Source organism: Rhodothermales bacterium (assembly GCA_034439735.1).
Lineage (GTDB): Bacteria > Bacteroidota > Rhodothermia > Rhodothermales > JAHQVL01 > JAWKNW01.
The window spans coordinates 58370-80248 of record JAWXAX010000302.1 but is presented as its reverse complement, the minus strand read 5'-3'; the positions used below and the strand labels follow the sequence as shown (position 1 = coordinate 80248).

The following is a 21879-nucleotide window of genomic DNA, read 5'->3' as shown; positions in this document are numbered from 1 at the left end:
CGGCTACCTCGCCAGCGTGATATGACCGGTGGCGACGGTTTCGCGCGCCTCTTCCACCGTGTAGAGATAGACGCCGGGCCGCAGCTCGCGCCCTTCGTCATCGCGGCCGTCCCAGGCGAGTGCGCCCTCCACTACTTCGTCGAACGTGCGCAGAAGCCGGCCCTCGAAGCTGAAGATGCGCACGACGGGCTGGGCGAGCCCGAACTCCTCGATGCGGAACGCCACGCGGTCGTTAAAACCGTCGTTGTTCGGCGTAAAGGGGTTCGGACCCACCGGCAGCGCGTCGGGCAGTTCGACATCGAAGGGGCCGAGGATGAAGTCGTTGTTATCCTCCAGGATCTCATCAATCCCGAAGCCGGCGTCCACCCGGAAGATGAGCGTGTAGGCGCCCACATCGGGGAAGTCCACGGCCGCGGTGAAGGTTGCCTCCGCGCCCACGGCCAGCCCTTCGAGCGTCAGCGACTCGACGACGAGGTCATTGAGCAGGATCTCGACCTGAAACGGTGCGGCGACGTCCTGATCGCCGATGTTACGGACGGTGCCGGTATAGTCATGCGTCTGCCCCCGCCGGATGGCGTCGGTAATGCCGTCCGCGCGAACGAGGTCGGCAGCGAGCAGATCCGGCAGGAGCGGACGCACGTCGAAAGCCTCCAGACAGAGGCGGTTGTTATCCTCGACGGCCTCGAGGACTGCGTCGAGGGCGTCGGCATCGAAACAGAGCTGGTGCCGGCCGGGCTGGGTCAGCGTAATCGCCGGGCTAGACAGCCCGACGATCGTCTCCACGCCTATCCCCTCCGTGATAATGTCGCCGGCGGGCTGGCTGACGCCGTCAGGGCGGATGAGCACGAACCGGCTCAGGAAGGTATCGGGCACGGCGTAAAACTGATTCTGGAGGTCGACCTGCGCATCGAGGGCATCCCCCACCCGCAGTCCGGTGAGGGTCTGGCCGGCGACCAACGCCAGGTTCAGCGGCAGGAGATCGGGTAAGGGGTCGACGGATCGCGCGCGGAGGTAGACGGTGAGGGTGTCGCGCCCGCACAAATCGACCGTAGCCACCCGCAACGAATCGAAGTACACGCCGGCGATGAGGGGCTGAAACTGGACGTCTACGGGCTGCCGGCCGCCGGCCGCGACGGTCTGCGGCGTGAGAGGCGCCAGGACGGTGAAGAGCGGATTGCCCGAGAGGAAGCTCGCGATATCGCCCCCGATATTGCCATCATTGAGCAGGTCGAACGAGCGCACCAGTGAGTCGCCCACGACAACAATCCCGAAATCGAGCGTATCGGGGACGGCGGAGAAGCGGGTGGCGATGCCGCGGCCGACGAGTGGGACGGTCACTTCGACGATGCTCTGCTGGGCGTCGATCCCGCACAACTCGGCCAGGATGCGGGTACGGAGGACAAGTTCGGCGAAGTAGTCCTCCGCCGCCAGCGGCGAGAACCGCACGGCCACGCTACGCGTTTCGCCGGGAGCGAGCACGACCGCCGAGGTGTCCGGAAAATAGACGCCGGCGTCCGGGCGGACGCTGATCTCCACCGAAATGGGATGGTTGGTGGTATTGCGCAGCTGCACGGTCTGGGTAGAATCTTCATCCACACACAGTTCACCGTAGCTGAGGATCGGGGGGAACGCTTCGACGGGCGCCTCGCGGCCCCCGATATTATAAAAGACAGCCAGATTGCCCGACGTCCCGTTCACTACTAGTAGGTCCAGGTCGCCATCACCATCGACATCCGTGGAGGCGATTGAGATCGGATTACGGTCCTGCGCGAGTGCGGCGGTCGGATACACGTCCGGCAACCCGCGCTCGAAGCCCTGCGCGGCGGTGTTGATAAACGGTCGGATCTCGCCGGCCGCCAGGTGGGCCGTCACGATATCGAGGTCAAAATCCTGCCCGAGACCGCGGAACGCCCCCAGGGCATCGCTGCTGTCGATATCGGCCACGACGAGGGCCAGCGCCTGGGAGGAGGACGAATCGACGGGTAGCGGCGCGGCCAGTTGGAGCGCGGCGCCGTTGCCGGTATTCTGGAGGATGAGCACCTCCCGCGAATCCTGGGCGGAGACGACGAGGTCCAGCCGGGAGTCGCTGTACCGGGTGGTGTCGGCGCTGAGGAGGTCGGCGGCTTCGATGGCCGCCGGCGAAAACGGCAGCGGCGTCGTGACGGAGACCCCGAACGCGCCCGCGCCATCGTTGCGAAGAAAATCCAACCGCTGATCGCCGAGGCTGGCGGCGTAGAGGTCCAGGTCGCCGTCGTTATCGAAATCGCCCGCCACCAGGCCGGCCGGCGACGCGCCTACGGGATAGGTCGCCGGCAACGCAAAGGTGCCGTCGCCGTTGTTGAGGTGCACGTAGATCAGATCGACGCCAAAAGCGGACACCGCGATATCTTCGTCGCCGTCGTTGTCGAAGTCGCCTACCGCGGTGCGCACGGGGCGCTCCCCGGTTTCGATCGTCGAGGTCGAGAACAGGCCGTTGCCGTCGTTCACGACCAGGGTGAGCGAGCTTTCAAGCAGGTTGCTCACGACGAGGTCGAGCCGGCCGTCGGCGTTCCAGTCGCCGCCCGAGATCGCAAACGGACCCGAGCCGACGCGCACATCGGTGCGCTGTGCAAACCGACGCGCACGGATGCCCTGGTTGAGGTAGATGCCGATGGAGCCCGAGCCGCTGTTGGCGACGACGGCGTCCGGCAGGAGGTCGCCATCGAGGTCGCCGGCAAACACAAACGCCGGCGCATCGGCCAGGCCGAGGTCGAACTGATCCGGCCCTTCAAACCGGCCGCTGCCGTAGACGACCGCCGGGATGAACTGCCACTGAAACGGCGCGAGCACGCCGCCGGACATCGACCGTATCCCCGCCGCCGTGACTGAAACGCGCTCCCCTTCCTTGAGGGCGCAGGGAAGCGTATAGATGACGGTGAGGGTCGCCTCGTCGTACGAAAGCGTGCCCTCGTACAGGCCGGTCTGGCTGCCATATACCCGGAAGACCGCCGTCGCGAAGCTGGTCGTGTCGATCGGGGTGTCGAAGGTCAGTCGAATGGGATCAAACGGCAGGCTACTGGCCGAGTACGGCGCCGGCTCGATCAACGCCGGAAGCAGCGTCTGACCCACGGCGTCACGGCCCACCACGATAACCAGGCACCCGATGATCAGGGCAACGCGCGTCCGGTGGATAGGATGCTTCATAATTCGTCCTCCATGCGCGCGAGACGCTCGCGGTACAGCACCACGTGCTTGTTGTCGCCCACCTTTTCGTACGCCAGGATCAGATTACTCACCACGTCGCGGTCTTCGGGCCGGCGATCGTGCAGCAGGATGCCTATATCGATTGCCCGTGCGAAGTCTTCAACAGCCAGATAACTCTCGCACAACACCTTGAGCACGTCCCAGTCGGGCTGCCCGTGGTCCGCCAGGATCTCGAGATGTGGCAGCGCTTCGGCGTAGTTCTGACGGTTGTATAGCAAGAAGGCAAAATTGCGGGCGTCGGCCTGGGTGTGGCCGCCGTCGACCAGCTGGCGGTAGTGCGCCTCGGCCTCGTCGTCATGGCCCAGCTTTTCTTCGACGTAGGCCAGCCGGCGCAGACCGGGCCGAAAGGCTGGATCCAGCTGGAGCACCTGGCGCGAGTAGACGAGCGCGGCCTCGTAATCGGCTTCAAGGGTCGTCAGTTCGGCGAGGTTATTCCACAGTTCGACGTCGGCCGGGGCGAGGGGGCTGGCGGTGCGGTAGGCGGCAATGGCCGAGGTCCGATCGCCGGCCTGGACCGAGGCGTGGCCCAGCGCGCGATACGCATCCAGGGCGACGGTATCGACGCGGGTAGCGGCGGCGAAGTGGGCGGCGGCGTCCGCGAAACGGGCCATCCCATAGGCCGTTGCCCCCTCCGCCATCGCGGTTCGATAGGCGGATTCAAGCAAAAAGGCGATCTGGTCCGCATACCGGGCCGTGCGGGTGTTAGCGCGTTCGAAGGCGGCGTGGGCTTCCGGGTACGCTCCTTGCGCCAACCAGGTGCGGCCAAGTAAGAAGTGCGCTTCACTATTCGCAGGATCCGACTGGGCGGCGCGCTCGGCGGCCGTACGGGCTTCCTCCAGGTTACCGACACGTTCGTGGTAGGCGACCTCCCGCATCAGCGCGCTGTCGCACCCCATCGCACAAACCGCAAGGAGCACGACAAGCGATACGAGGTGAACGTTATCCAACAAGGCCTTTCAGAGCGATGCGCCCGCGAGACCTAAAGCGAATGGTCAGGGGCGCCGTTTACGGCGTTCCATGCGTCATCCGTGCACGTAAGGGTCCATGCGCAGCGTGACCACAGAGTTTCGATTTCTGAAAATCCTTTGTCAAACACTGTGCCGAAATGATTCGTACTCTGGATCAGTCTTTCTCGACCAGACCCTGCCGCCAGGCCCACGCCGCCGCTTCGGCGCGCGAGCCCAATTCGAGCTTTGTGTAGATGTTGCTGACGTGTTTTTTGACGGTACTTTCCGCGATGAACAGCTCATCGCCGATCTGGATGTTGTTGAAACCGCGGGCGACCATCTTGAGGACTTCGATCTCACGCCGGCTTAACTCCTGCATCGCAGGGTCCGCCTTGTGCGATCCGCCCCGGCGCTGCTTCATCATGGCCGCCGCCACCTCGCGGCTCAGCCAGCCCTCCTCACCACGCGCCACGCCGCGAACGGCGGCCACAATCGTCTCGAGAGATTCCTGTTTGGTGAGATAACCCGACGCCGCGCCGCTCTCGAAGAGCTGCTCGAGATAGTCGTCGTTTTCGTGGGCGCTGAGGATGAGTATGCGGATCGTATCGTCCGACTCTCGCAACTGTCGAGCGACATCCAACCCCGTCATGTCGGGCATCTCCATGTCCAGCACCAGCAGATGAGGTTTGAGATCGCGTACCAGCCGCAACGCGTCGCGGCCGTTGTCGGCCTCGGCGATGACGGTGATGTCTCGCTCCTGCTCGAGACGCATCCGGATGCCGGCGCGGAGCGGCGGGTGGTCGTCCGCGAGGACCACCCGGATCGGCGCCATATCTTTTTCTCCTTGCATGTACCGCGTCGCGCGTCTGGCGTGTTTGGTGGATAGGGCGAAAATAGCGCTTCTGCACGACACTGACACGTTTTTTTCTCAACGCCGGACGGCGGCCTCAATCACGAGCGTTTCGCGCGCCTTCGCGCCTTCCCGAGTCACCTCGATCGTGTACGTCCCGACGTCTCCCCATTACCGGAAACGCCGCGTCGGTCCACCGTTTCTGCCGCAGTGTCTGCCGCAGTGTGTGAAACAGTGTCTACCGCAGTGTCTGCCGCAGTGTCTGCCGCAGTGTCTGCCGCAGTGTCTGCCGCAGTGTCTGCCGCAGTGTGTGAAACAGTGTCTTCCGCAGTGTCTGCCGCAGTGTCGGCCGCAGCGTGTGAAACAGTGTCTGCCCCTCAGAAGCAAGGGCCGGGGGCTGAAGAAAGACGCCGGGCTGTGATTTTTGCCGCAGAATCGCTATTCTATGGCTGATCTGCAAGCTTACCTCCCAGGGCCCCCATGAATCATCGCTCCGCCGGATCCCGCCGACTCGCGCCGGCGCTTCTCTTCAAGGTTTTTAAACCCCTGTTGCGGCGAAGCATCGGAAAGGCGCATGGCCTGATCGGCCGGCGAGTGAGGTTATGGAACCTGCTCCGCAAGGTGGTCGACAAGATGGGCCACACGCCGGCGCTTCTCCCGCGCTTCCGCACCGAAGTCGGCGCCTTCGCCCGTCTCCTCTATCGGTGGTTGCGTGGGGAATACACCAGCTTCTCCAAGACTCCGCTGGTGCTCATCACGGCCGGCCTGCTGTATTTCATCAGCCCCATGGACCTGATCGTCGATTTCCTGCCCGGCATCGGTTATCTGGATGACGCAACGGTCATCGCGCTCCTCTACCAGGCTCTCAGGCCGGAAATCAAGAAATTCGAGGAGTGGGAAAGGCAGAGGTAGGGGTGTGGGGGTGAGGGGTCATTCCCCTCTCACCGCATCCGCTTCCTGCTCTGTCGCCGTCATCTGGCCGGCGGTCAGCTCGAGGACGATCCGATCGGCGTCGTACATCTCATCCAGCGCTTCCAGAATCCCGCGAGCGTCAACCGAGATGGCGCGGGCGGCTTTGTCGGTATAAACATACTCGTTGGGCAGCGATTCGATATTGCCGTCGAAGATCAATCCCACCACTTCTAGATTCTTGTTGAGCAGCGGGGAGCCAGAGTTACCGCCGGTGATGTCGTTGGTGGAAACCAGATTGAGCGGGGTAGACAGGTCGAGGCCAGGAGGCACACGCTTCCAGGCTTCGGGCAGATCCCACTCGGAGTTCGGGCCGTAGGTCACATAGTGATCGTAAACACCATAAAAAGTCGTCTTGTACGGTGCGACTGTTCCGTTGTAGGCATAACCCTGTACGACGCCATCGGTGAGGCGCAGCGAGAAGGTCGCGTCCGGCGGGCTGGTGAAGCCGTCGACGGCGAAGCGAGCGCGGGAGAGTTCGGCGTTGAGATTGCCCTCGCGGTCGCCAAAGCTTCCGATCTGCTGGCCGAGCGTAAAATACAGGGGCGCGAGGGCGTTGATGACGGGCACCGACGCGTCTTTGCTGGAGAGGTAGGTGCCATCCAGCAGGACGACGAATCGGGCGGAATCGACGAGGGCGGAGGTGGCGACCAGGGTATCCGCCAACGCTTCGGGCGTGAGGCCCTGGAGCATGCCACGAATGGTGGGGTCCGTGCGGCCGAGGTATCTTTCCATTTGACGGATGCGGGCCACGATGAGGCTGCGTTCCACTTCAGGCGGGTAATCTTTCAGTTCGTTGGCGTCCTTGAGCAGCTCGTCGAGGGTTGTTTGCGTAGCGCCGCGTTGTTTGAGGAGCGTGTAGGCATAGCCGTAGAGTGCGCGAGTGAGGATGCGCGACCCTAGCGCGGAGCCATAAAAGGTGAGCGCGCCGGCCTGGCGGGCCGTTGCCTTCTTAGAAGCCTGCACGGCAAGGAGGTCATCTAGCACGTTCCCGTAGTCGGCCTTCAGCTTCGGGTCGGCGTCGATGGCGCGGCGGAGGTTCTGCTCGGCAGCGCGTTTGCGCGCCATAAGCGCGGGATCGCGGAGACCGGCAAGCTGGCCCTCCATCGCCTTGATCGAGTTGGAGAGCGAGTAATAATCGTTCCGTATGTCCCCGTTCGCGTCACCGGGTGGCTGGGTATCGAGGTAAGTCTTCATGATGCCGGCGAACGCGGTCAGCACTTCGAGCTGCTGCGGGAGGTCGAAGTCGCGCTCATACTCCAGCTGGCTGATGGTATTGAGCCGGCTGGTGGAGCCAGGGTTACCGACCACAAAAACGGGGTCACCTTCCTGCACGCCGGCGGTGCTCCACGGGAAGAAATAGCGGGTTTCTATGGGCGCCCCGTCGGGGCCATACACCCGGAAGAACGTCATGTCCAGCGAATACCGCGGATACGTGAAGTTGTCCGGATCGCCGCCGAACTTGCCCATCAGCAGCTCAGGCGCGACCACGAGGCGCACGTCGCTGTAGCGCTTAAACGTGTAGGCCGAATACTTACCGCCGTTGTACAGCGGGACGATCTGCACGATATGCGTGGTATCCTGACCGCGCGCGTCGCGGGTCATCCGCTCTTCGAGTGCTTCGATGGCGCGCTCGCGCGCGTCGGCCTCCTCTTCGTCGTTTTGATAGTCCGGGATGTCATCGGTAAGCTTATCCGTCACGTCCGCGATAAACAGCAGCTGATCGACATACAGGTCCTCCACTTTCCGTTCGGCGTCGAGGGAGGTCGCGTAGAACCCGTCATCGAGCAAGGACTCGCCGGCGCCGCTTACTTTGGTGATGCTCTCACGGGCGCAGTGGTGGTTGGTCATCACAAGGCCGCGACGGGAGACAAACGAGGCTGAGCAGCTCTCGCCGAAACGCAGAGCGCTCCGGCTGGCGACTTCAAACCACTGATCATTCAGTTCGAGACCGTACGCTTCGCGGAAGTACTCGAGCGGCGGGTTGTCGAACGTCCACATCTTACCGCCATCAAACCGGCCGGGCTGGATGGTCTCTTCAGGGGCGGGCGTCGTCACGTCGGCCGCCGGCGTGACGGTTGGGGGCGCGGCTGGCCGGGGGCGCTCGGTGATGACGGCCATCTCACTGGTCGTCGTGGCGCAGCCGGTCATCAGAACCAGGGCGAGGGCGACGAGTGCTGGGCGCGCGAATGCTGTCATGAAAATCATCGGCTAAGATAGTTCAAAAGCTATCGTTCAAACGCTATCGTTCAAACGCTATCGAGGGGGCAGGCGGCGCGCTCAGCGCTGGCTGCCGCGGCTACGGTCGGCCTCGTCCTCGGTAGGGACGAGTTCGTCCTCCGTGAGTTCGAGGACGATCCGATCCGCATCGTAGATCTCATCCAGCGCCTCCAGTATACCGCGGGCATCAACAGACACCGCGCGGTTTTTCTCGGGGAGATACATAAACTCGCCGGCGAGGCTCTCGATGTTGCCGTCGAAGATGAGGCCCACCAGTTCGAGGTCCTGATTCAAGACCGGAGAGCCGGAATTGCCGCCGATGATGTCGTTCGTCGAGGCGAAGTTCATGGGTACCCCCATATCGAAGGTCGCCGGCGGCTTGAGCCAGCGCGCCGGCAGGTCCCACGCGGAGCCTGCTCCGTAGGAATAATAGTGATCGTACAACCCGTAGAAGCTGGTGAACGGCGAGGCAAAGGTGCCGTTGTAGGGGTAGCCGGCGACGACCCCGTCGGCGATGCGGAGCGAAAACGTGGCGTCGGGTGGAACGTCCGTGTCATACACCGCGAAGCGCGCCCGGCCGAGTTGGCTGGCTAGTTCGTTCTGCCGGCCGGTGAGCCCGGCCGAGGCGCTCTGAAAGTCACGATATCGCTGGATGAAGGCGCCGACCAGGATCACCGCGGGATCCTCCATCGTGAGCGTCTCATTTGCCATCGCCTGCTGTGTCTTCTCGGCGGTGGCGAGGGCGGACGACGCGAGGAGCGCCGCGGCGCGGTCCTCCGGCGAGGCGCCGGCGAGCGCAGTTTGCACCACTGTGTCCTCCGTTCCGAAGTACGTCAAAAAATCGTGCAGGCGGGTCGCGAGCAGTTCACGGGCGAGCCCCTCGGGCTGATCGGCGATGCCGTTGATCTGCGTTTCAAGGGGGTCGAGGGCCGCGCCTTGCTGGCCAGCTGCCCGGCGTTCCAGGTAGGTGTAGGCGGCTATCGCCCGCCGCATCAGCGCCGAAGAATAGGCGGCGCTGGTGAGGCCGAAGAATGCGCCGTATTCAGCGCCGAGCTCGCGGAAGCTCGTCTGGGTTTCGGCTATCTCCGAAATCACGGACCCATAGGTGGCGGTCAACGCGGCATCCGCCCGGATCGCCTCCATAAACGCGCGCTCGGCATCTTTTTTACGCGCGACCACCACGGGATCGACCAGTGCGGCCTGCTGCCCGGTATACGCCTTCTGGGCATTCCGCAGCGAAAAGATCTGATTGCGCGTCGCGTCCGAACGTTGCGACGGCGGCAGGGATTCCTGGTACCGTTCGAGGGCGGCGAGGCGGCTGGAGACAAACGCGAGCAGGCTTTTGTCCGTCACGTCGCGGCGGAGGTCAAGCTGGGCGACAGTCTCGAGGCGGCTCGTGCTACCCGGGTTGCCGATGACGAACACCGGATGCCCCGGCTGCACGCCTTCGAGGCTCCAGGTGAAGTAGTGCTCCGTTTCGAGCGGCTCGCCGGCGTCGTCGTACACCCGGAAAAAAGTCATGTCGAGCGCGTATCGGGGAAAGGTGAAATTATCATCGTCGCCGCCAAAAAAGCCCATCTGGAGTTCCGGCGCCATCACGAGGCGGACATCCGGGTAGCGGCGGAAGGTGTAGGCCGAGTAGCGACCTCCGTGGTACAGGGGGGTGACCTCGACCACGATGCCGGCTTCGGCGCCGCCGGCTTCCGTCGTGAGGCGGTCCTGGATGCGCTGTACAGCCTCATCGCGCGCCGCCGCCCGCTCCGCGTCGGTCTCCATGCCCTGCTGGGCCGCGAAAACCTCGTCGGTCACATCGGCGATGGCGATCATCTGATCCGCATAGAAACCGGGAACGATCCGCTCTTCGGCCAGCGAGGGGGCATAAAAGCCATCGTCCAAAAGGTTTTCGCCGGCCTGCGTCACCTGAGCCACCGGACCGCGGCCGCAATGGTGGTTGGTGAGCACCAGACCCGTCGAACTAACGAACGACGCCGTGCAGCCCGGGATGCGAAGCGCCCCCAGACGCGCCCGATCGAACCAGGCCTCATCCGGCGAAAAACCATAGGCCTCCTCGAAGTAGTCGGCCGGCGGATAGTCGAACGTCCACATCTTCCCATTGTCGAACCGCCCCGCTTTCAAGGGGTCGTTCTGCTCGGGCTGCGCCTGAGCGGAAAGCAACGTACCGCTCAAGAGCAGAAGGCCCAGCAGGCTCTTTCCGCGGGCCTCGATACCAGTGATCATAACGTCGTAGTCTGGGTGGGAAAATAGTTCATCATTGCCGGCCGGCCACCGCGCCGCCGAAGCGGCATCGGAACCTCCAGGGGTGCAGCGCCATATCATTTTCGCTCATGCGAGAGTGGCGGAATTGGTAGACGCGCTAGACTTAGGATCTAGTTCCTCAGGGAGTGGGGGTTCGAGTCCCCCCTTTCGCACATGGAATGGTTGGCAGGTTGCAGGTTGGCAGGTTGCAGGTTGGCGGGTTGGCGGGTTGCAGGTAGATAGGTTTCCGATCGGTCGTAACCTGCAACATGCCAACTTGCCAACCTGCAACTACCTCAGTTCACCAGCTTATCGTATTTCGACAGGTTCGCGGGGTCGACACGGCGGAGCACATCGTACGCCTGTGAACTCAGGGGAGAGTCGTCAAACACCGCGGCGATCTCCTCGGCTTTGCTTGAGAAAAAGATGTCGAACACATACGATCGCGACATCTCATCATAAAGAGCGTCCAGGCTCTCAATCGCCGCGAGAATACTGCCTCGCGCCGCCTCATTCTCCGAGACGAAGGCGTCAAGGCCGGCGTAGTGGTAGTCGAAATAGACCTTCCGGAGTGGCTTAAAGCGGGGATCCAGCACCTGCTCGATCAGATCTTTCCGGCCCCGGTTGTCACCCAGATCGACCCAACCGAGCGCGTTCTGGGACTCCGCCAGCGCCGCGATGCGCCGCGCCCGCTCGAAGTGGGCGGAGCCTCCAAATTCCGCAAATGTGTCGTAGTCGTAGCCCAGCATGATGTAGGCGTAGAAGTTGAGCACCGACGTCAGGGGATCGAACTTCTCGAGATCGAATACCAGCGGCGACCCCTGGGCGTAGTTAAACTGCCAGCCGGTATCGCTGATTTGAAGGACCGTCGAGACCTGCGGCACACCGTAAATGGGTCGCCGGCTGGATAACACGATCCGGGCCTGAAAGCTGGTGAGGGTGACCGCTTCCTCGAAGATCACCTGCATGAGGCAGTCGATGCGCTCGACATCCAGGTACCGGTCCTGCGTGAAAGACCGCTCGTTCATATAGAGCTCGATCTGTTCGCCAAGCTCCTGCAAGAACGTAAACTCGGAGCCCGTGAGTTGGGCGATGGAGACCGTGACCTGGCAGTTAAATTCCTGTGCGTGGGCCGTCGGCGCGGTAGCCGGCGCCCCTACCATAACCCCCAACCCCAGAAGCAGGAAGCGGATAAGGCGAGAAGAAAAGCGAGACGTGCGTCGGGTTGGGTTCGGCATGCGGTTAGGATAGACTGACGGTTCCGAATCGAGGCTGTTACGAGCGAGTGCGGGTGCTGTTTCCAGCCGGCGAGGGCACTGGCTGTGTCGGACGGTATGCGGGAGCACGCACATACGTCTAGTAGGAGAAACGGTCCATCAGCCTCTATCGTATCCGATGCACACTTCGCCTCCAGCTTCCGCCGCACTGCGCGGCGTGATCGCCCTTCTTCTGCTCCTTCCCATGCGGGCCGCCGGCGCCCAACCGGCGCGTGAAGGCGCGGCCGCCATCGCTCTGGGCGGGGCCACGCCGGCTCTCGGCGGCGACCTCTGGGGGATCGCCAACCCGGCGTCCTGGGCGGCCATTCGCTCGGCGACGGCGGGCTTCTTTGCCGCGGAGGGGTTTGGTCTTCCCGAGCTACGCGAAGGCGCCGCGCGTGTCGCGGTGCCGCTTGGGCGGACGGTCGTCGCGGCCGGCGCCGCCAGTTTCGGCGACGCGGCCTACCGCGAATCCAGCTGGCTGGCCGGCGTGGCGCGACCCCTGTTCCCCGGCACCCATCGCCCCATCGCCATGGGCGTCCGTATCGCCCTGCACCGGGTTACGATCGAGGACTACGGCAACGCCACGGCCATTGGACTCTCCGCCGGTTGGCAGGTGGATGTCGTCCCCACGCTCCGCCTGGGCGCGGCGGCGGAGAACGTCAATGGCCCCCGATGGGCTGCGGGCGAGCCCCTGTCCCGGCGGTTTGCCCTGGGCGCGCTGTACCAGCCGACACCCGAGACCGCACTCCTCCTCGCCCTCCGACGGAGCGGCCGCGCGTCGACGTCGCTCCATGCCGGCCTCGAGTGGCGTCCTGTGCGGGCGCTGGCGCTGCGCGCCGGCGCGACCGGGGAACCATGGCGGCTATCGGCGGGCGTGGCCGTCCGAACCACGTGGATTCACGCCGAAGCCACCGCCGAACGGCACTATGCGCTGGGGTGGACGCCGGCCGTGGCCATATACGTCCATGGACGTGGCGCATTGTAGCATATAAGCCGCGCCAAAGGCGAGTGTGGATTGCGTGCGCCCGACCCCGTCCTTGCCCGCGTGTTTCGTTTCTTGTAACCGGTTCCGCTCCCACTCGCCCCCGCTCCCATGACCCTCCGCCTCCTGGCCTCGCTTATGACGCCCACATCCAACGCGATCTCTCGTAAAGCCGGCGCCTTCGCCGCCTTGATGTCGCTCTACTGGCTGTTTTACGCCATCGGCGCCTGGTACGCGCACCGATTCGAGGTGCTGCTCGCCCTTCCATCGGGGCGGCCGGGATTCCTCTTCGGCGCGACCTTCGTCGTCTGGTTCGTCTCGTTTTTCGGAGCCCTCGCCTTTTATCTCGCAAAAAATATGCGCGACAGACGGTACGCCTGATCTCCAAAAACTGTCTAGTACGGGTAGAGCCCCCTTCCTCCGGCCGCCCGTACCATGCCTTCGTCACTACTTGTTGCCTGCCTGATCCTGCTCTGCGGAATGTCCGCAACGTCGGCCAGGGCACAGACGCCCGAGTCGTTATTCGCCGGATGGGACGACCTGCTGGAATCCCTCCCGACGGACGAATCGGATGCGGAAGCTCTCCTCCACTTCTGGCAGACGCTTCTCGAACAGCCCCTTTTACTGGATGCCGCCGCCGTGCGCGACGTCGACCGCCTGCCCTACCTGAGCGCCATACAAAAAGCGGCGCTCACCGCGCGACTCTCGCTATCCCCTGCTCTCGCGTCCCTCGACGCTCTGGCGGGACTCCCCGGCTTCGATGCCGATACCGCCCGCCGGCTGGCCCCTTTCGTGGCTTTCACTGACCCGGAGACACCAGGAGCTGACAGGAGCCCGCCCCGCACGCGCATCGAAATCCTGCAACGGTTCAGCCGCGACCTCGACCTCCGCAGCGGCTTCCGTTCCGATCCCGGCGATTCCATCGGGCCGGCTTTTTCGGGGTCGCCGCTGGCGGCGTATACGCGCCTCCGCCTCGATCGCGGCGGCGCCTCGGTTCGGTTTGCAATGGAGAAAGACGCCGGCGAGGCACTGAGCTGGGAGCCCAACCGGGGAGTCCTGGGGATGGATCACGTTGCTGGCAGCATTTCGTGGTCCGGCCGCCGCTGGCTTCGTCGCCTGGTCGTGGGGGATTACCTGGCGCAGGCCGGGCACGGATTGCTCCTCGGGGCGCCATATCGCGCGATCGCCGGCGCCGCGCCTACCCTCGATCCGCTTGTTTCGGGCAGCGGGCTCAGCCCGTACGGTAGTGCCGGCGAAAGCGCCTTCTTCCGTGGCGCGGCCGTGGAAGTGGCTCCGCTACGTGGGACCCAACTCCTGGTATTTGCTTCCCGACGCGCACTCGCCGCCTCGATCGACACCGTCCTGACCGATACGGGCCCACTGGCCGAGGTACGGGCCATCAACCGGACCGGCCTCCACAGGACGGCCACCGAACGCGCCCGGCGCGGCGTTCTGCGTTCGAATACGGCCGGGTTCCGCCTGCTTGCCGCCGCCCGTTCGTGGAGCGTCGGGATCGTGCATGTCCTCGGCCAGTTCGACATGCCCATCGCTGCTGGCGACGCCCTCTATGAGGCCTTCGACTTCCGGGGCAGGCGTCAGTCCGCCTCCAGCGCCTTCGCGAGGTATGGCTCCCGATCCGCCCACCTGTTCGCCGAGTATGGCCGCACGGCCGGAGGTGGCGATGGGCTGATTGTCGGAGGCCAGATCGTGCCCGATCCGCGCCTCGAAGCGCTGTTCGTGGCGCGGCGCTTCCAGCCGGCGTTCGCCCCATTGTATGGCAATGCCTTTCGCGCCGCGGGGTCCATCCCTCAGAACGAGGAGGGCGTCTACCTCGCGATACGCATCACCCCGTCGCGGCGGTGGTCTATGGCCGGGTATATCGACCGTTTCGGGCACCCGTGGCCACGCACCGGCCTCCCCCTCCCCGGTCAGGGCCGTGAAGCCAGTATCCGCCTCAATGTCGAGCCGGCGCCGTACATCGGCGGCTACCTCCAATACCGCCAACAACAGACTGAAACCGGCGGCATGTATGTGGATGCAGCCGGTCGCGTGGTCGATGGGTTATATGCCACACGGAGACGCACCTTCCGCCTCCACGCCAGCTACACGCATAGCCCCGCGTTGCTCCTTCGTATGCGGGCGGACTGGGTCCTGGCGGACAGGCCTGGCAAGCGCCAGCGCGGGGTCCTGCTGTATAGCGACATTACCTGGAGGCCGGCGACGTGGCTTCGCCTCACCACCCGGTTTGCCTCGTTCGCATCCACAGGTGCGGACGCGACGGCTTTTGCCTATGAGGACGATGTATATTCACGCTTTATCGTTGCACAGTATGCGGGGAATGGCGATCGGTTTTATATTCTGATGTCCTACCGGGCAGGCCCTGCCTTGACGTTTGAAGTCAAGTTCGAGCGTGCGTCGTACCCGGTGGATCGTCGGGCCGGCAGCGGGCCGGATCTGTTCGAGGGCCCTCGGTTCCGCACGGTGCGCATGCAGCTACGCTGGAAGCACGATTCATAGTCCTATCACTATCTACTTTTGCCTTCGCCCGCAGCTGAGGCATAGATGAGGCCCAGAGCGAACGATGAGTATAAAGCCGGCAGCTACCCATATTCTGGTGGTCGAAGACAATGCCGACACACAGATCCTGTTGCGGTATTTTCTGCAGGCTTCATACAAAATCGACATCGCGTGCAAAATCGATGAGGCGCTGCAATTGACAACGCAGCATACGTTTGACTTGCTCCTGGTTGATATTCACCTCGGCGAAGAGCGTACAGGCATCGATCTGCTCAACATGATCCGCCAGAAGGGTCATTACGCATCCATTCCGATCATCGCGCTTACTGCCTACGCCATGCCCGGAGATCGTAACCGGTTCCTCAACATGGGGTTCGACGGCTATGTGAGCAAACCTTTCACCCAGAAACAGCTACTCGAAACCATTACCCAACTCCTCGCCGCGTGACTCCCGTGTCCTCATGCCTCGCCTTCCTTCGCTGCAAGCCCGCGGCCGGCCCGTGCCGGCAGCCCGGCTGCATCATCACATCTATCCTGTGATGGCCCGCGCCATCCGCCAGCTGTATGTGCAGGACGGTCATGTGCGCGCCGTCCTGTCCGACGGCAGCTGGCTCGTGTTCATGCAGGACGAGCTGGGGCTCGACGGGCCGGCGCTGGCGGAACGCTCCAATGACGGCGCCGTCCAGGTTGTCGTGGAGCGAATGTTAACATGGAAGGCCCGGCAAACCCGCCAGGCCTCCCTCTTCGAAGTCGATCTCAACGGCACCCGCCTCGTCGCGACGCCGGCCGCCCTCGCGTACTACGACGTCATTCTTTCTCGCAGCTGAGGGTCTCCACGGCGATCTTCGCGCGCGGGTTACTGTCCTTCATGTCCTGGAGCAGCTTAACATACTCCTTGCACCGAGGGCCCGACGGCTGCTCTTCGATGAACCGGATCATCTCGCTGATCCGTGCTTCCTTCAATTCCTCTTGCGAAGCACCGGGGGCTGCAGTGAAGGTCTCGCCGGCTTGCGGCCATCGAGATATTCGGAGTCGGTGTTCAAGTGCAGAATCCGAAAGATCCCGTTCAATCTGCAGCGCCTCCAGGCGTTTCATAAGTTCGCGACTATCCTGTTCTCCCCCGCCCTCCGTCTGACTGCGCTCTATGAATCCACGCAATGCTTCCATTTCTTGTTCGATGGCCTCCCGCTTGCGTTCGTTCTCCCATAATGCCTTCTCATTCAACAACTGAATATGCTCATTGTCCCGTGCCTGCGATCCAACACGCGCCAGATCATCCGAATACGCCATCACCCGCGCGCTGTCGTTCAAGCCCCGGCTATACCCCCAGACGGCCGGCGCCTCCGCCGATGAAAAAATCGTCCCCGGACCTGCCCCACTCCGAATCTGACCGGGCGCCAGGACGCCGCCCCAGGCCCGACCCACCGTACGCCGAACCTGCTCATCCCCCCCATAGTTGAGCTGGCTGAGCGCCTGGGCTGCCAGCCGGCGCACATCCACATCCTCATCCTCCAGTGCGGCGGAAAGCGCGTCCACCGCGCGGATATCGCGCATCATCCCGAGCCCCTGCACCGCCGCGATACGGACGTCGCGCGAGGCATCGTTGGCGAGCACATCCGCCAGCGCATCGACGGTCCCTTCCGCCGGATGGGCGGCCATGGCCCGTACGGCCGTCGCGCGGATCATGGCGTCCTCATCCTTTAACGCCTGCTCAAATGCCGGCGTCGCTTCGGTCACCTCCCGGCTGCTCAGCGCGATCAGCGCGTCGCGCCGGACATCCCGGTCGGCGTCGGACAACGCGGCGATCAGACCCTGCTCCGCGGTTTCGCCCCTGGCCCGACTAAGCGCCATGACGGCCTGCCGGCGTACGTCCGCACTCGGGTCGTTGCGGACGACCTCAACAAAGGCATCGACGGCATCGGCCCCGCCGATCTGATACAGCGCGATCACGGCGTCGCGCCGGATAGCCTCGTTTTCGTCGTCCAGCGCGCTGCGTAGCGCGACAATCGCCTTACGGCGCGCGGCTTTTCGCTGCTCATCGGTGGTGTCCGTGGAGATATCCAGCGTGAAGTACAGCTCCTGGTTCGCAATCTCCAACGCCTCCAGGTTGAGATGTACGGCCTCGAGTTCTGCCAACGCGGCAAGGGAAGCGTCCTCCGCGATCTTTTCATACTCGGGCGCCGGCGCGAGCATGCTGAAACGGGCCGGTTTCGCGGAAACGGTCTCTGCCGTTGGGCGCCAGACCTGCATCGCCGCAAGCGGTAGAATGAGCACGAAAGATGCCGCCGCCGTCCCCACAAGCCGGCGCCACGAGGGGGTCCGCCGGTCGTGCCGATCGTCCAGGATGGCGATCAGCCGGCCTTCAAGCTGAGACGGACGCGCCATCGACATCGCAGCGGATGGCGATACAAACGCGGAGCGCACGGTCCGGGCGAGGTCCATCAGGTGCGAGGCGTACGCGGTCGCCTTCATGCCATGGGACAACACCCGGTCGTCACACGCCTTTTCCTGTTCGAGTCGCATCTGGCCGGCGGCGCGCCACACCAGCGGGTTGAACCAGTTTACGGCGCACACGGCATAGGCGAGGCTCTGGGTCAGGTAATCCCAGCGCGCGATGTGGGCCACTTCGTGTAGGAGCACGGAGCGCCGCCGCTCCGCCGGCCAGTCCTCCGCGTCGACGGGCAACATCACCACCGGACGCCACACCCCCCACGTCATCGGCATCGCGATGCGGCCACTCGTCATGAGGGCTACTGGCCGACGCAACGCATATCGTTCGGAGATTTCATCGATGAGATCCTGCCAGTCCTCCCCCATCAGATGAGTCGACCGCTGGCGCAGCCAGAACAGCCCCACGACGCCCGAGATCATCCATCCTATCAGAAACACCACGCCGCCCAGCCAGACGAGCAGCATCCAGTCCGACCATCCCGCCGTCATCCCAAACAACAACACAGCGTCCAGAACAGGCATGGCCGTCTGCGTTCGAAGCAAAGGAGCAATGGGCGCGGCCGGCTCGATCCGGTAGCCGGCGTCAGGCGAACGGACGATGTATGCGTCACCCGAGCCTTGTTTGTCCCTCACCGCGGCCATGGATTCTTCCAGTGCAGCCTGCTCCTGCACATTCCGGTTCAATACCCCATATGAGTCGCCTTGCGAGGGCCAGTAGGCAACTACCGCATCCTCGGGCGCATTTTCACCAGCCAATCCCGTGGCGCCACTCACCCCCGGCAGGGCCCTCGGGTCGAGGATCGCCAGGTCCAGACCCGGCACGAGTCGCGGCGCGATCGGCACCAGGATCAGCAGCACCATCGCTACGGTCCAGATCGCATGCAGGATCGCCGCGGAGGCCGGCCGAAGCAGGTAGACGAGCAGGTTGGCGAACAAAAGAATGATCACGCCCTTGAGTGCGTAGTCGAAAAGCACGACGAAGGCCTCACGGGTGAAGGCCGGCGAGAAGAGCAGGTTGTCCATGGTCATTTTCCTTCGTTTTTGGCTTTTTCGATCAACACCGACAGGCGCTCCAGTTCATCCTCCGGCAACTCGTCCGTCAGATCCAACAACGCCACCATCGCCTGCGAAACGGATCCCTCGAAGAATGTCGACAACACGTGTTGTAGCGCGTTGTGCTTGGCGGTCTGCCGCGACACGGTCGGCTTGTAGATGTACCGATTCCCCGATAGGGCGTACGACAGGTGGCCCTTTTCGACCAGGATGCGCATCAGCGCACGCACGGCAGAGTAGCTGGGGGCGTCCGGGATCTGATCCATCACTTCGGCGGCCGTCGCCTTTCCCTTTTGATAGATCACATCCATGATTTGCCGTTCGCGGCGGCTGAGGTGTTCGTGCTGGGGCGTGGTCATGCGTACCTTCCTGGTGTGTCCGTACGTCCCCCGGCTCCACCGGGTTACGCGTGCTAAATATTTAGCAGAAAGATAACGGACGGACGGGCGCCTGTCAAGCACTAGTGCTAAATAATTAACACCTGAAGGACGGCGTCATCCGATGGACGTGGATCGAGTACGATTGGCCTCAGGTGCTCGTCTGACTGGTGAAGCTAGCCCTTCCACATAATCCGAACGAAGCGGCGTTTGCCCACTTTCACCACAAACGGAGCGCGGACGGCGAGGTCGATCTCGAGTTGCGGGTCGTCGACGCGTTCGCCGTCGATGGAGACGGCCTGTTGCTGCACGAGCCGGCGGGCTTCGCCGTTAGAAGACGCGAGGCCGGCCTGTGCCATCAGCTTCACGAGATTGATCGAAGAGCCGGTTTCCGCCTCGGGCGTAAACGACTCGATCTCGTCCGGCACTCCCCCGCCGATGATGGTCTTTTCGAAATGAGCGCGGGCCTGGCGGGCGGCTTCGGCACCATGGTACATCTGGACGAGGCGCAGCGCGAGGTCGTGTTTGGCATTCCGGGGGTCGCGCTCGGCGTAGGCCTTGAGCGCCGGCAGCTCGTCCGTGGACAGATCCGTGGCGAGTTCGAAATACCGGTAGATGAGCGTATCGGGGATGGACAGCGTTTTCCCGTACATCTGCTCGGGCGGTTCGGAGATGCCGATGTAGTTGTCGAGCGATTTCGACATTTTCTCGATCCCATCCGTGCCTTCGAGAAGCGGTAGCGTGATGCAGACTTGCGCCGGCATCCCGTTCGCCATCTGGATGTCGCGACCAACGAGCAGGTTGAATTTCTGGTCGGTGCCGCCGAGTTCGATGTCGGATTGGATGGCCACCGAGTCCTGCGCCTGGGCGAGCGGGTACAGGAATTCGTGCACCCCGATCGGCTCGCCGCCCTTGTAGCGCCGCTCGAATTCGTCTCGTTCGAGCATCCGAGCGACGGTGTATTTGCCGGCGAGCTGGATCACGTCGCGGAAGCTCATCGGTCCCAGCCACTCGGAGTTGTACAGGATACGCGCTTTGCCGCCGTCGAGGATTTTCGAGGCCTGTTCGTAGTACGACTGCCCGTTGAGGCGGGTCTCTTCGAGGGAGAGGGGCGGGCGGGTCTTCGACTTCCCGCTCGGGTCGCCGATCATGCCCGTGAAGTCGCCCACGATGAGGATGGCCTGATGGCCGAGATCCTGAAACTGGCGGAGCTTACGGAGGACGACGGAGTGGCCGAGGTGGAGGTCGGGCCGGCTCGGGTCGCACCCGAGTTTAACGATGAGGGGTTTACCGGTATCGTACGAGCGCTGAAGTTTCTCGCGGAGGGCCGCTTCGGGGAGGATTTCCTGGACGCCCCGGCGGATGTGCGCAAGCTGTTCGTCGACGGGTAAAAACATGGATATTAGAGGCTAATAACAGCGACTGAAGGCGTGAATATCGGCGCTACTCGTCTTTACCACTTCGCATGACGCGTTCGAGCCGGCGCTTCGATTCACGGTCCGCGATGTCGGAACGCTTGTCAAAAAGCTTTTTACCCTTTGCGAGGCCGATCTCGATCTTCGCGCGGCCGGCTTTGAAGTAGATCTTGAGCGGCACGATCGTAAACCCTTTCTGCTCGATCGCCTCGCGCCACTTCTCGATCTCCTTGCGGTGGAGGAGTAATTTGCGCGGATGGACGGCCTCGTGGTTGAAGTGCCCGCCGTGTTTAAACGGCGAAATATGGCAGTTCAAAAGCATCATCTCGCCGCCCTGGACGATGCAGAACGCGTCCGACATGTTGACTTTGCCTTCGCGGAGGGACTTCACTTCGGTCCCATGGAGCACCATGCCGGCTTCGAGCGACTCCTCGATGCTGAATTCGTGGCGCGCCTTGCGGTTGGAAGCAACGATTTTAATCTCCTCACTCATGGCGCAATCACAACAGAGGGATGTCGTCGGAATCGTCGGCTTCGGACTCCGGGACCTGGTAGAACGAAACCGGGGCGATGTCGTCGGTGGCCAGGTAGAAGTAGAGGTAATCCTGGAGGGCTGTGAAGCTGGCGACGGCGAGGTCGTCCAACCGGTACCGGATGTGGGATCGGTAGAAGGCCGCGCGACGTTCGTCCAGCACGCGATCGGCGAGCCACGACTCGGTGAGTTGCTCGGCCATGCCGGCATACGTCGTGAGCCGGCGCACGTGATCGCTGTTCGCGGCCCCGCGAGGGGTGACGAAGATTCCCCATACCATCGGGTAGTTCGTCAACTCGAACCACTCCCGACCGAGGTCCATCCGGTAAGTAGCCGCCGCGCCAGCGTCGGAGGCGGCATTAACCAGGATGGCGGCATCCGTCGACGCTTCGAGCAACTGGTTAACCGACTCCGCATCGACCGGTCTAAACACCGGGACGGTCTGGTAATGCTCTTTTAGCACGATCTGCGTTAGCAGCACTTCCTGGGCGTAGCGAGGATCGAAGCTGACCGTGCGTACGCCTTCGCCGAGCGGACGGTTGAGCACGATCTCCACCAGAGTGGATTCCCACGTCGAGATGGCCACCGCCGGCAGTGCATCGAAAAGCGCCTGCTCCCGGAACAACGTCAGGGTGGGCACGAGAGCCACATCCACTTCACCGAGGACGATCCAATTTCGGCACTGGGCGCGGGTGCCCCTGCGGATAGCCGATGGAGCAAAGCGTCCGCTTTGCTCCATCGCCACCGCAAATACATCGAGTGCCGGCTCGTCCCAGATGGCAATGCGCATCGTGGATCGATCGAGGGG

Annotated in this window: 17 protein-coding genes and 1 tRNA gene; 7 read left to right on the top strand and 11 right to left on the bottom strand. The window is 63.4% G+C overall.

The window, feature by feature from the left end; translation table 11 throughout:
* Positions 1 to 3: 3 nt before the first annotated feature.
* The 3 genes from SH809_21225 to SH809_21215 form a co-directional block, all read right to left on the bottom strand.
* Complete coding sequence (locus tag SH809_21225; GenBank protein MDZ4702245.1) at positions 4 to 3183, bottom strand: FG-GAP-like repeat-containing protein; 3180 nt, start codon at positions 3181 to 3183, stop codon at positions 4 to 6.
* Positions 3180 to 4160: a tetratricopeptide repeat protein gene (locus SH809_21220; protein MDZ4702244.1), complete on the bottom strand. Its 981-nt coding sequence runs from the start codon at positions 4158 to 4160 to the stop codon at positions 3180 to 3182. The genes SH809_21225 and SH809_21220 overlap by 4 nt, the downstream gene beginning before the upstream one ends.
* 205 nt (positions 4161 to 4365) lie before the next feature.
* Positions 4366 to 5040 carry a response regulator transcription factor gene (locus SH809_21215; GenBank protein ID MDZ4702243.1) on the bottom strand — a complete coding sequence of 225 codons (675 nt, stop codon included), beginning with the start codon at positions 5038 to 5040 and terminating at the stop codon, positions 4366 to 4368.
* 480 nt (positions 5041 to 5520) lie between these two features.
* On the opposite strand from SH809_21215, the gene SH809_21210 reads away from it, so the two are divergent.
* The gene (locus SH809_21210; GenBank protein MDZ4702242.1) at positions 5521 to 5952 is read left to right on the top strand and encodes a YkvA family protein; all 432 of its coding nucleotides are present in this window, start codon (positions 5521 to 5523) and stop codon (positions 5950 to 5952) included.
* An 18-nt stretch (positions 5953 to 5970) separates the two neighbouring features.
* Here SH809_21210 and SH809_21205 read toward each other — a convergent pair whose 3' ends face one another.
* On the bottom strand, positions 5971 to 8208 hold the full coding sequence (locus SH809_21205) for a S46 family peptidase (GenBank protein ID MDZ4702241.1): 2238 nt from the start codon (positions 8206 to 8208) through the stop codon (positions 5971 to 5973).
* Positions 8209 to 8289: 81 nt separating this feature from the next.
* Entirely contained in the window at positions 8290 to 10467 is a 2178-nt protein-coding gene (locus SH809_21200) for a S46 family peptidase (GenBank protein MDZ4702240.1), read from the bottom strand.
* A gap of 109 nt (positions 10468 to 10576) precedes the next feature.
* Here SH809_21200 and SH809_21195 point away from each other — a divergent pair.
* Positions 10577 to 10658 (top strand) — tRNA-Leu (locus SH809_21195).
* A gap of 123 nt (positions 10659 to 10781) precedes the next feature.
* Here the strand turns inward: SH809_21195 and SH809_21190 are convergent.
* A complete protein-coding gene (locus SH809_21190; protein MDZ4702239.1) occupies positions 10782 to 11723 on the bottom strand; it encodes a DUF4835 family protein in 942 nt (313 codons plus the stop codon).
* 157 nt (positions 11724 to 11880) lie between these two features.
* Between SH809_21190 and SH809_21185 the strand changes: the two genes are divergently transcribed.
* The 5 genes from SH809_21185 to SH809_21165 all read left to right on the top strand — a co-directional run bounded on the left by SH809_21185 (position 11881) and on the right by SH809_21165 (position 16070).
* Positions 11881 to 12729, top strand: coding sequence for a hypothetical protein (locus SH809_21185; protein MDZ4702238.1), 849 nt, complete (start codon positions 11881 to 11883; stop codon positions 12727 to 12729).
* Positions 12730 to 12837: 108 nt separating this feature from the next.
* Positions 12838 to 13107 (top strand): hypothetical protein, encoded by a 270-nt coding sequence (locus tag SH809_21180; protein MDZ4702237.1) that lies wholly within the window; start codon positions 12838 to 12840, stop codon positions 13105 to 13107.
* Between the two features lie 99 nt (positions 13108 to 13206).
* Positions 13207 to 15243 carry a hypothetical protein gene (locus tag SH809_21175; GenBank protein ID MDZ4702236.1) on the top strand — a complete coding sequence of 679 codons (2037 nt, stop codon included), beginning with the start codon at positions 13207 to 13209 and terminating at the stop codon, positions 15241 to 15243.
* Between the two features lie 64 nt (positions 15244 to 15307).
* Positions 15308 to 15691 (top strand): response regulator, encoded by a 384-nt coding sequence (locus SH809_21170; GenBank protein MDZ4702235.1) that lies wholly within the window; start codon positions 15308 to 15310, stop codon positions 15689 to 15691.
* A gap of 13 nt (positions 15692 to 15704) precedes the next feature.
* Positions 15705 to 16070, top strand: coding sequence for a hypothetical protein (locus SH809_21165; protein MDZ4702234.1), 366 nt, complete (start codon positions 15705 to 15707; stop codon positions 16068 to 16070).
* Here SH809_21165 and SH809_21160 read toward each other — a convergent pair.
* From SH809_21160 to SH809_21140, 5 genes are all read right to left on the bottom strand, one after another.
* Complete coding sequence (locus SH809_21160; protein MDZ4702233.1) at positions 16051 to 18717, bottom strand: M56 family metallopeptidase; 2667 nt, start codon at positions 18715 to 18717, stop codon at positions 16051 to 16053. The two genes, SH809_21165 and SH809_21160, sit on opposite strands and share 20 nt — an antisense overlap.
* Before the next feature lie 2 nt (positions 18718 to 18719).
* Entirely contained in the window at positions 18720 to 19106 is a 387-nt protein-coding gene (locus SH809_21155) for a BlaI/MecI/CopY family transcriptional regulator (GenBank protein ID MDZ4702232.1), read from the bottom strand.
* Positions 19107 to 19300: 194 nt separating this feature from the next.
* Entirely contained in the window at positions 19301 to 20521 is a 1221-nt protein-coding gene (gene tyrS / locus SH809_21150) for a tyrosine--tRNA ligase (GenBank protein MDZ4702231.1), read from the bottom strand.
* 46 nt (positions 20522 to 20567) lie between these two features.
* On the bottom strand, positions 20568 to 21032 hold the full coding sequence (gene smpB, locus SH809_21145) for an SsrA-binding protein SmpB (protein ID MDZ4702230.1): 465 nt from the start codon (positions 21030 to 21032) through the stop codon (positions 20568 to 20570).
* A gap of 7 nt (positions 21033 to 21039) precedes the next feature.
* On the bottom strand, positions 21040 to 21861 hold the full coding sequence (locus SH809_21140) for an MqnA/MqnD/SBP family protein (protein MDZ4702229.1): 822 nt from the start codon (positions 21859 to 21861) through the stop codon (positions 21040 to 21042).
* Positions 21862 to 21879 lie beyond the last annotated feature (18 nt).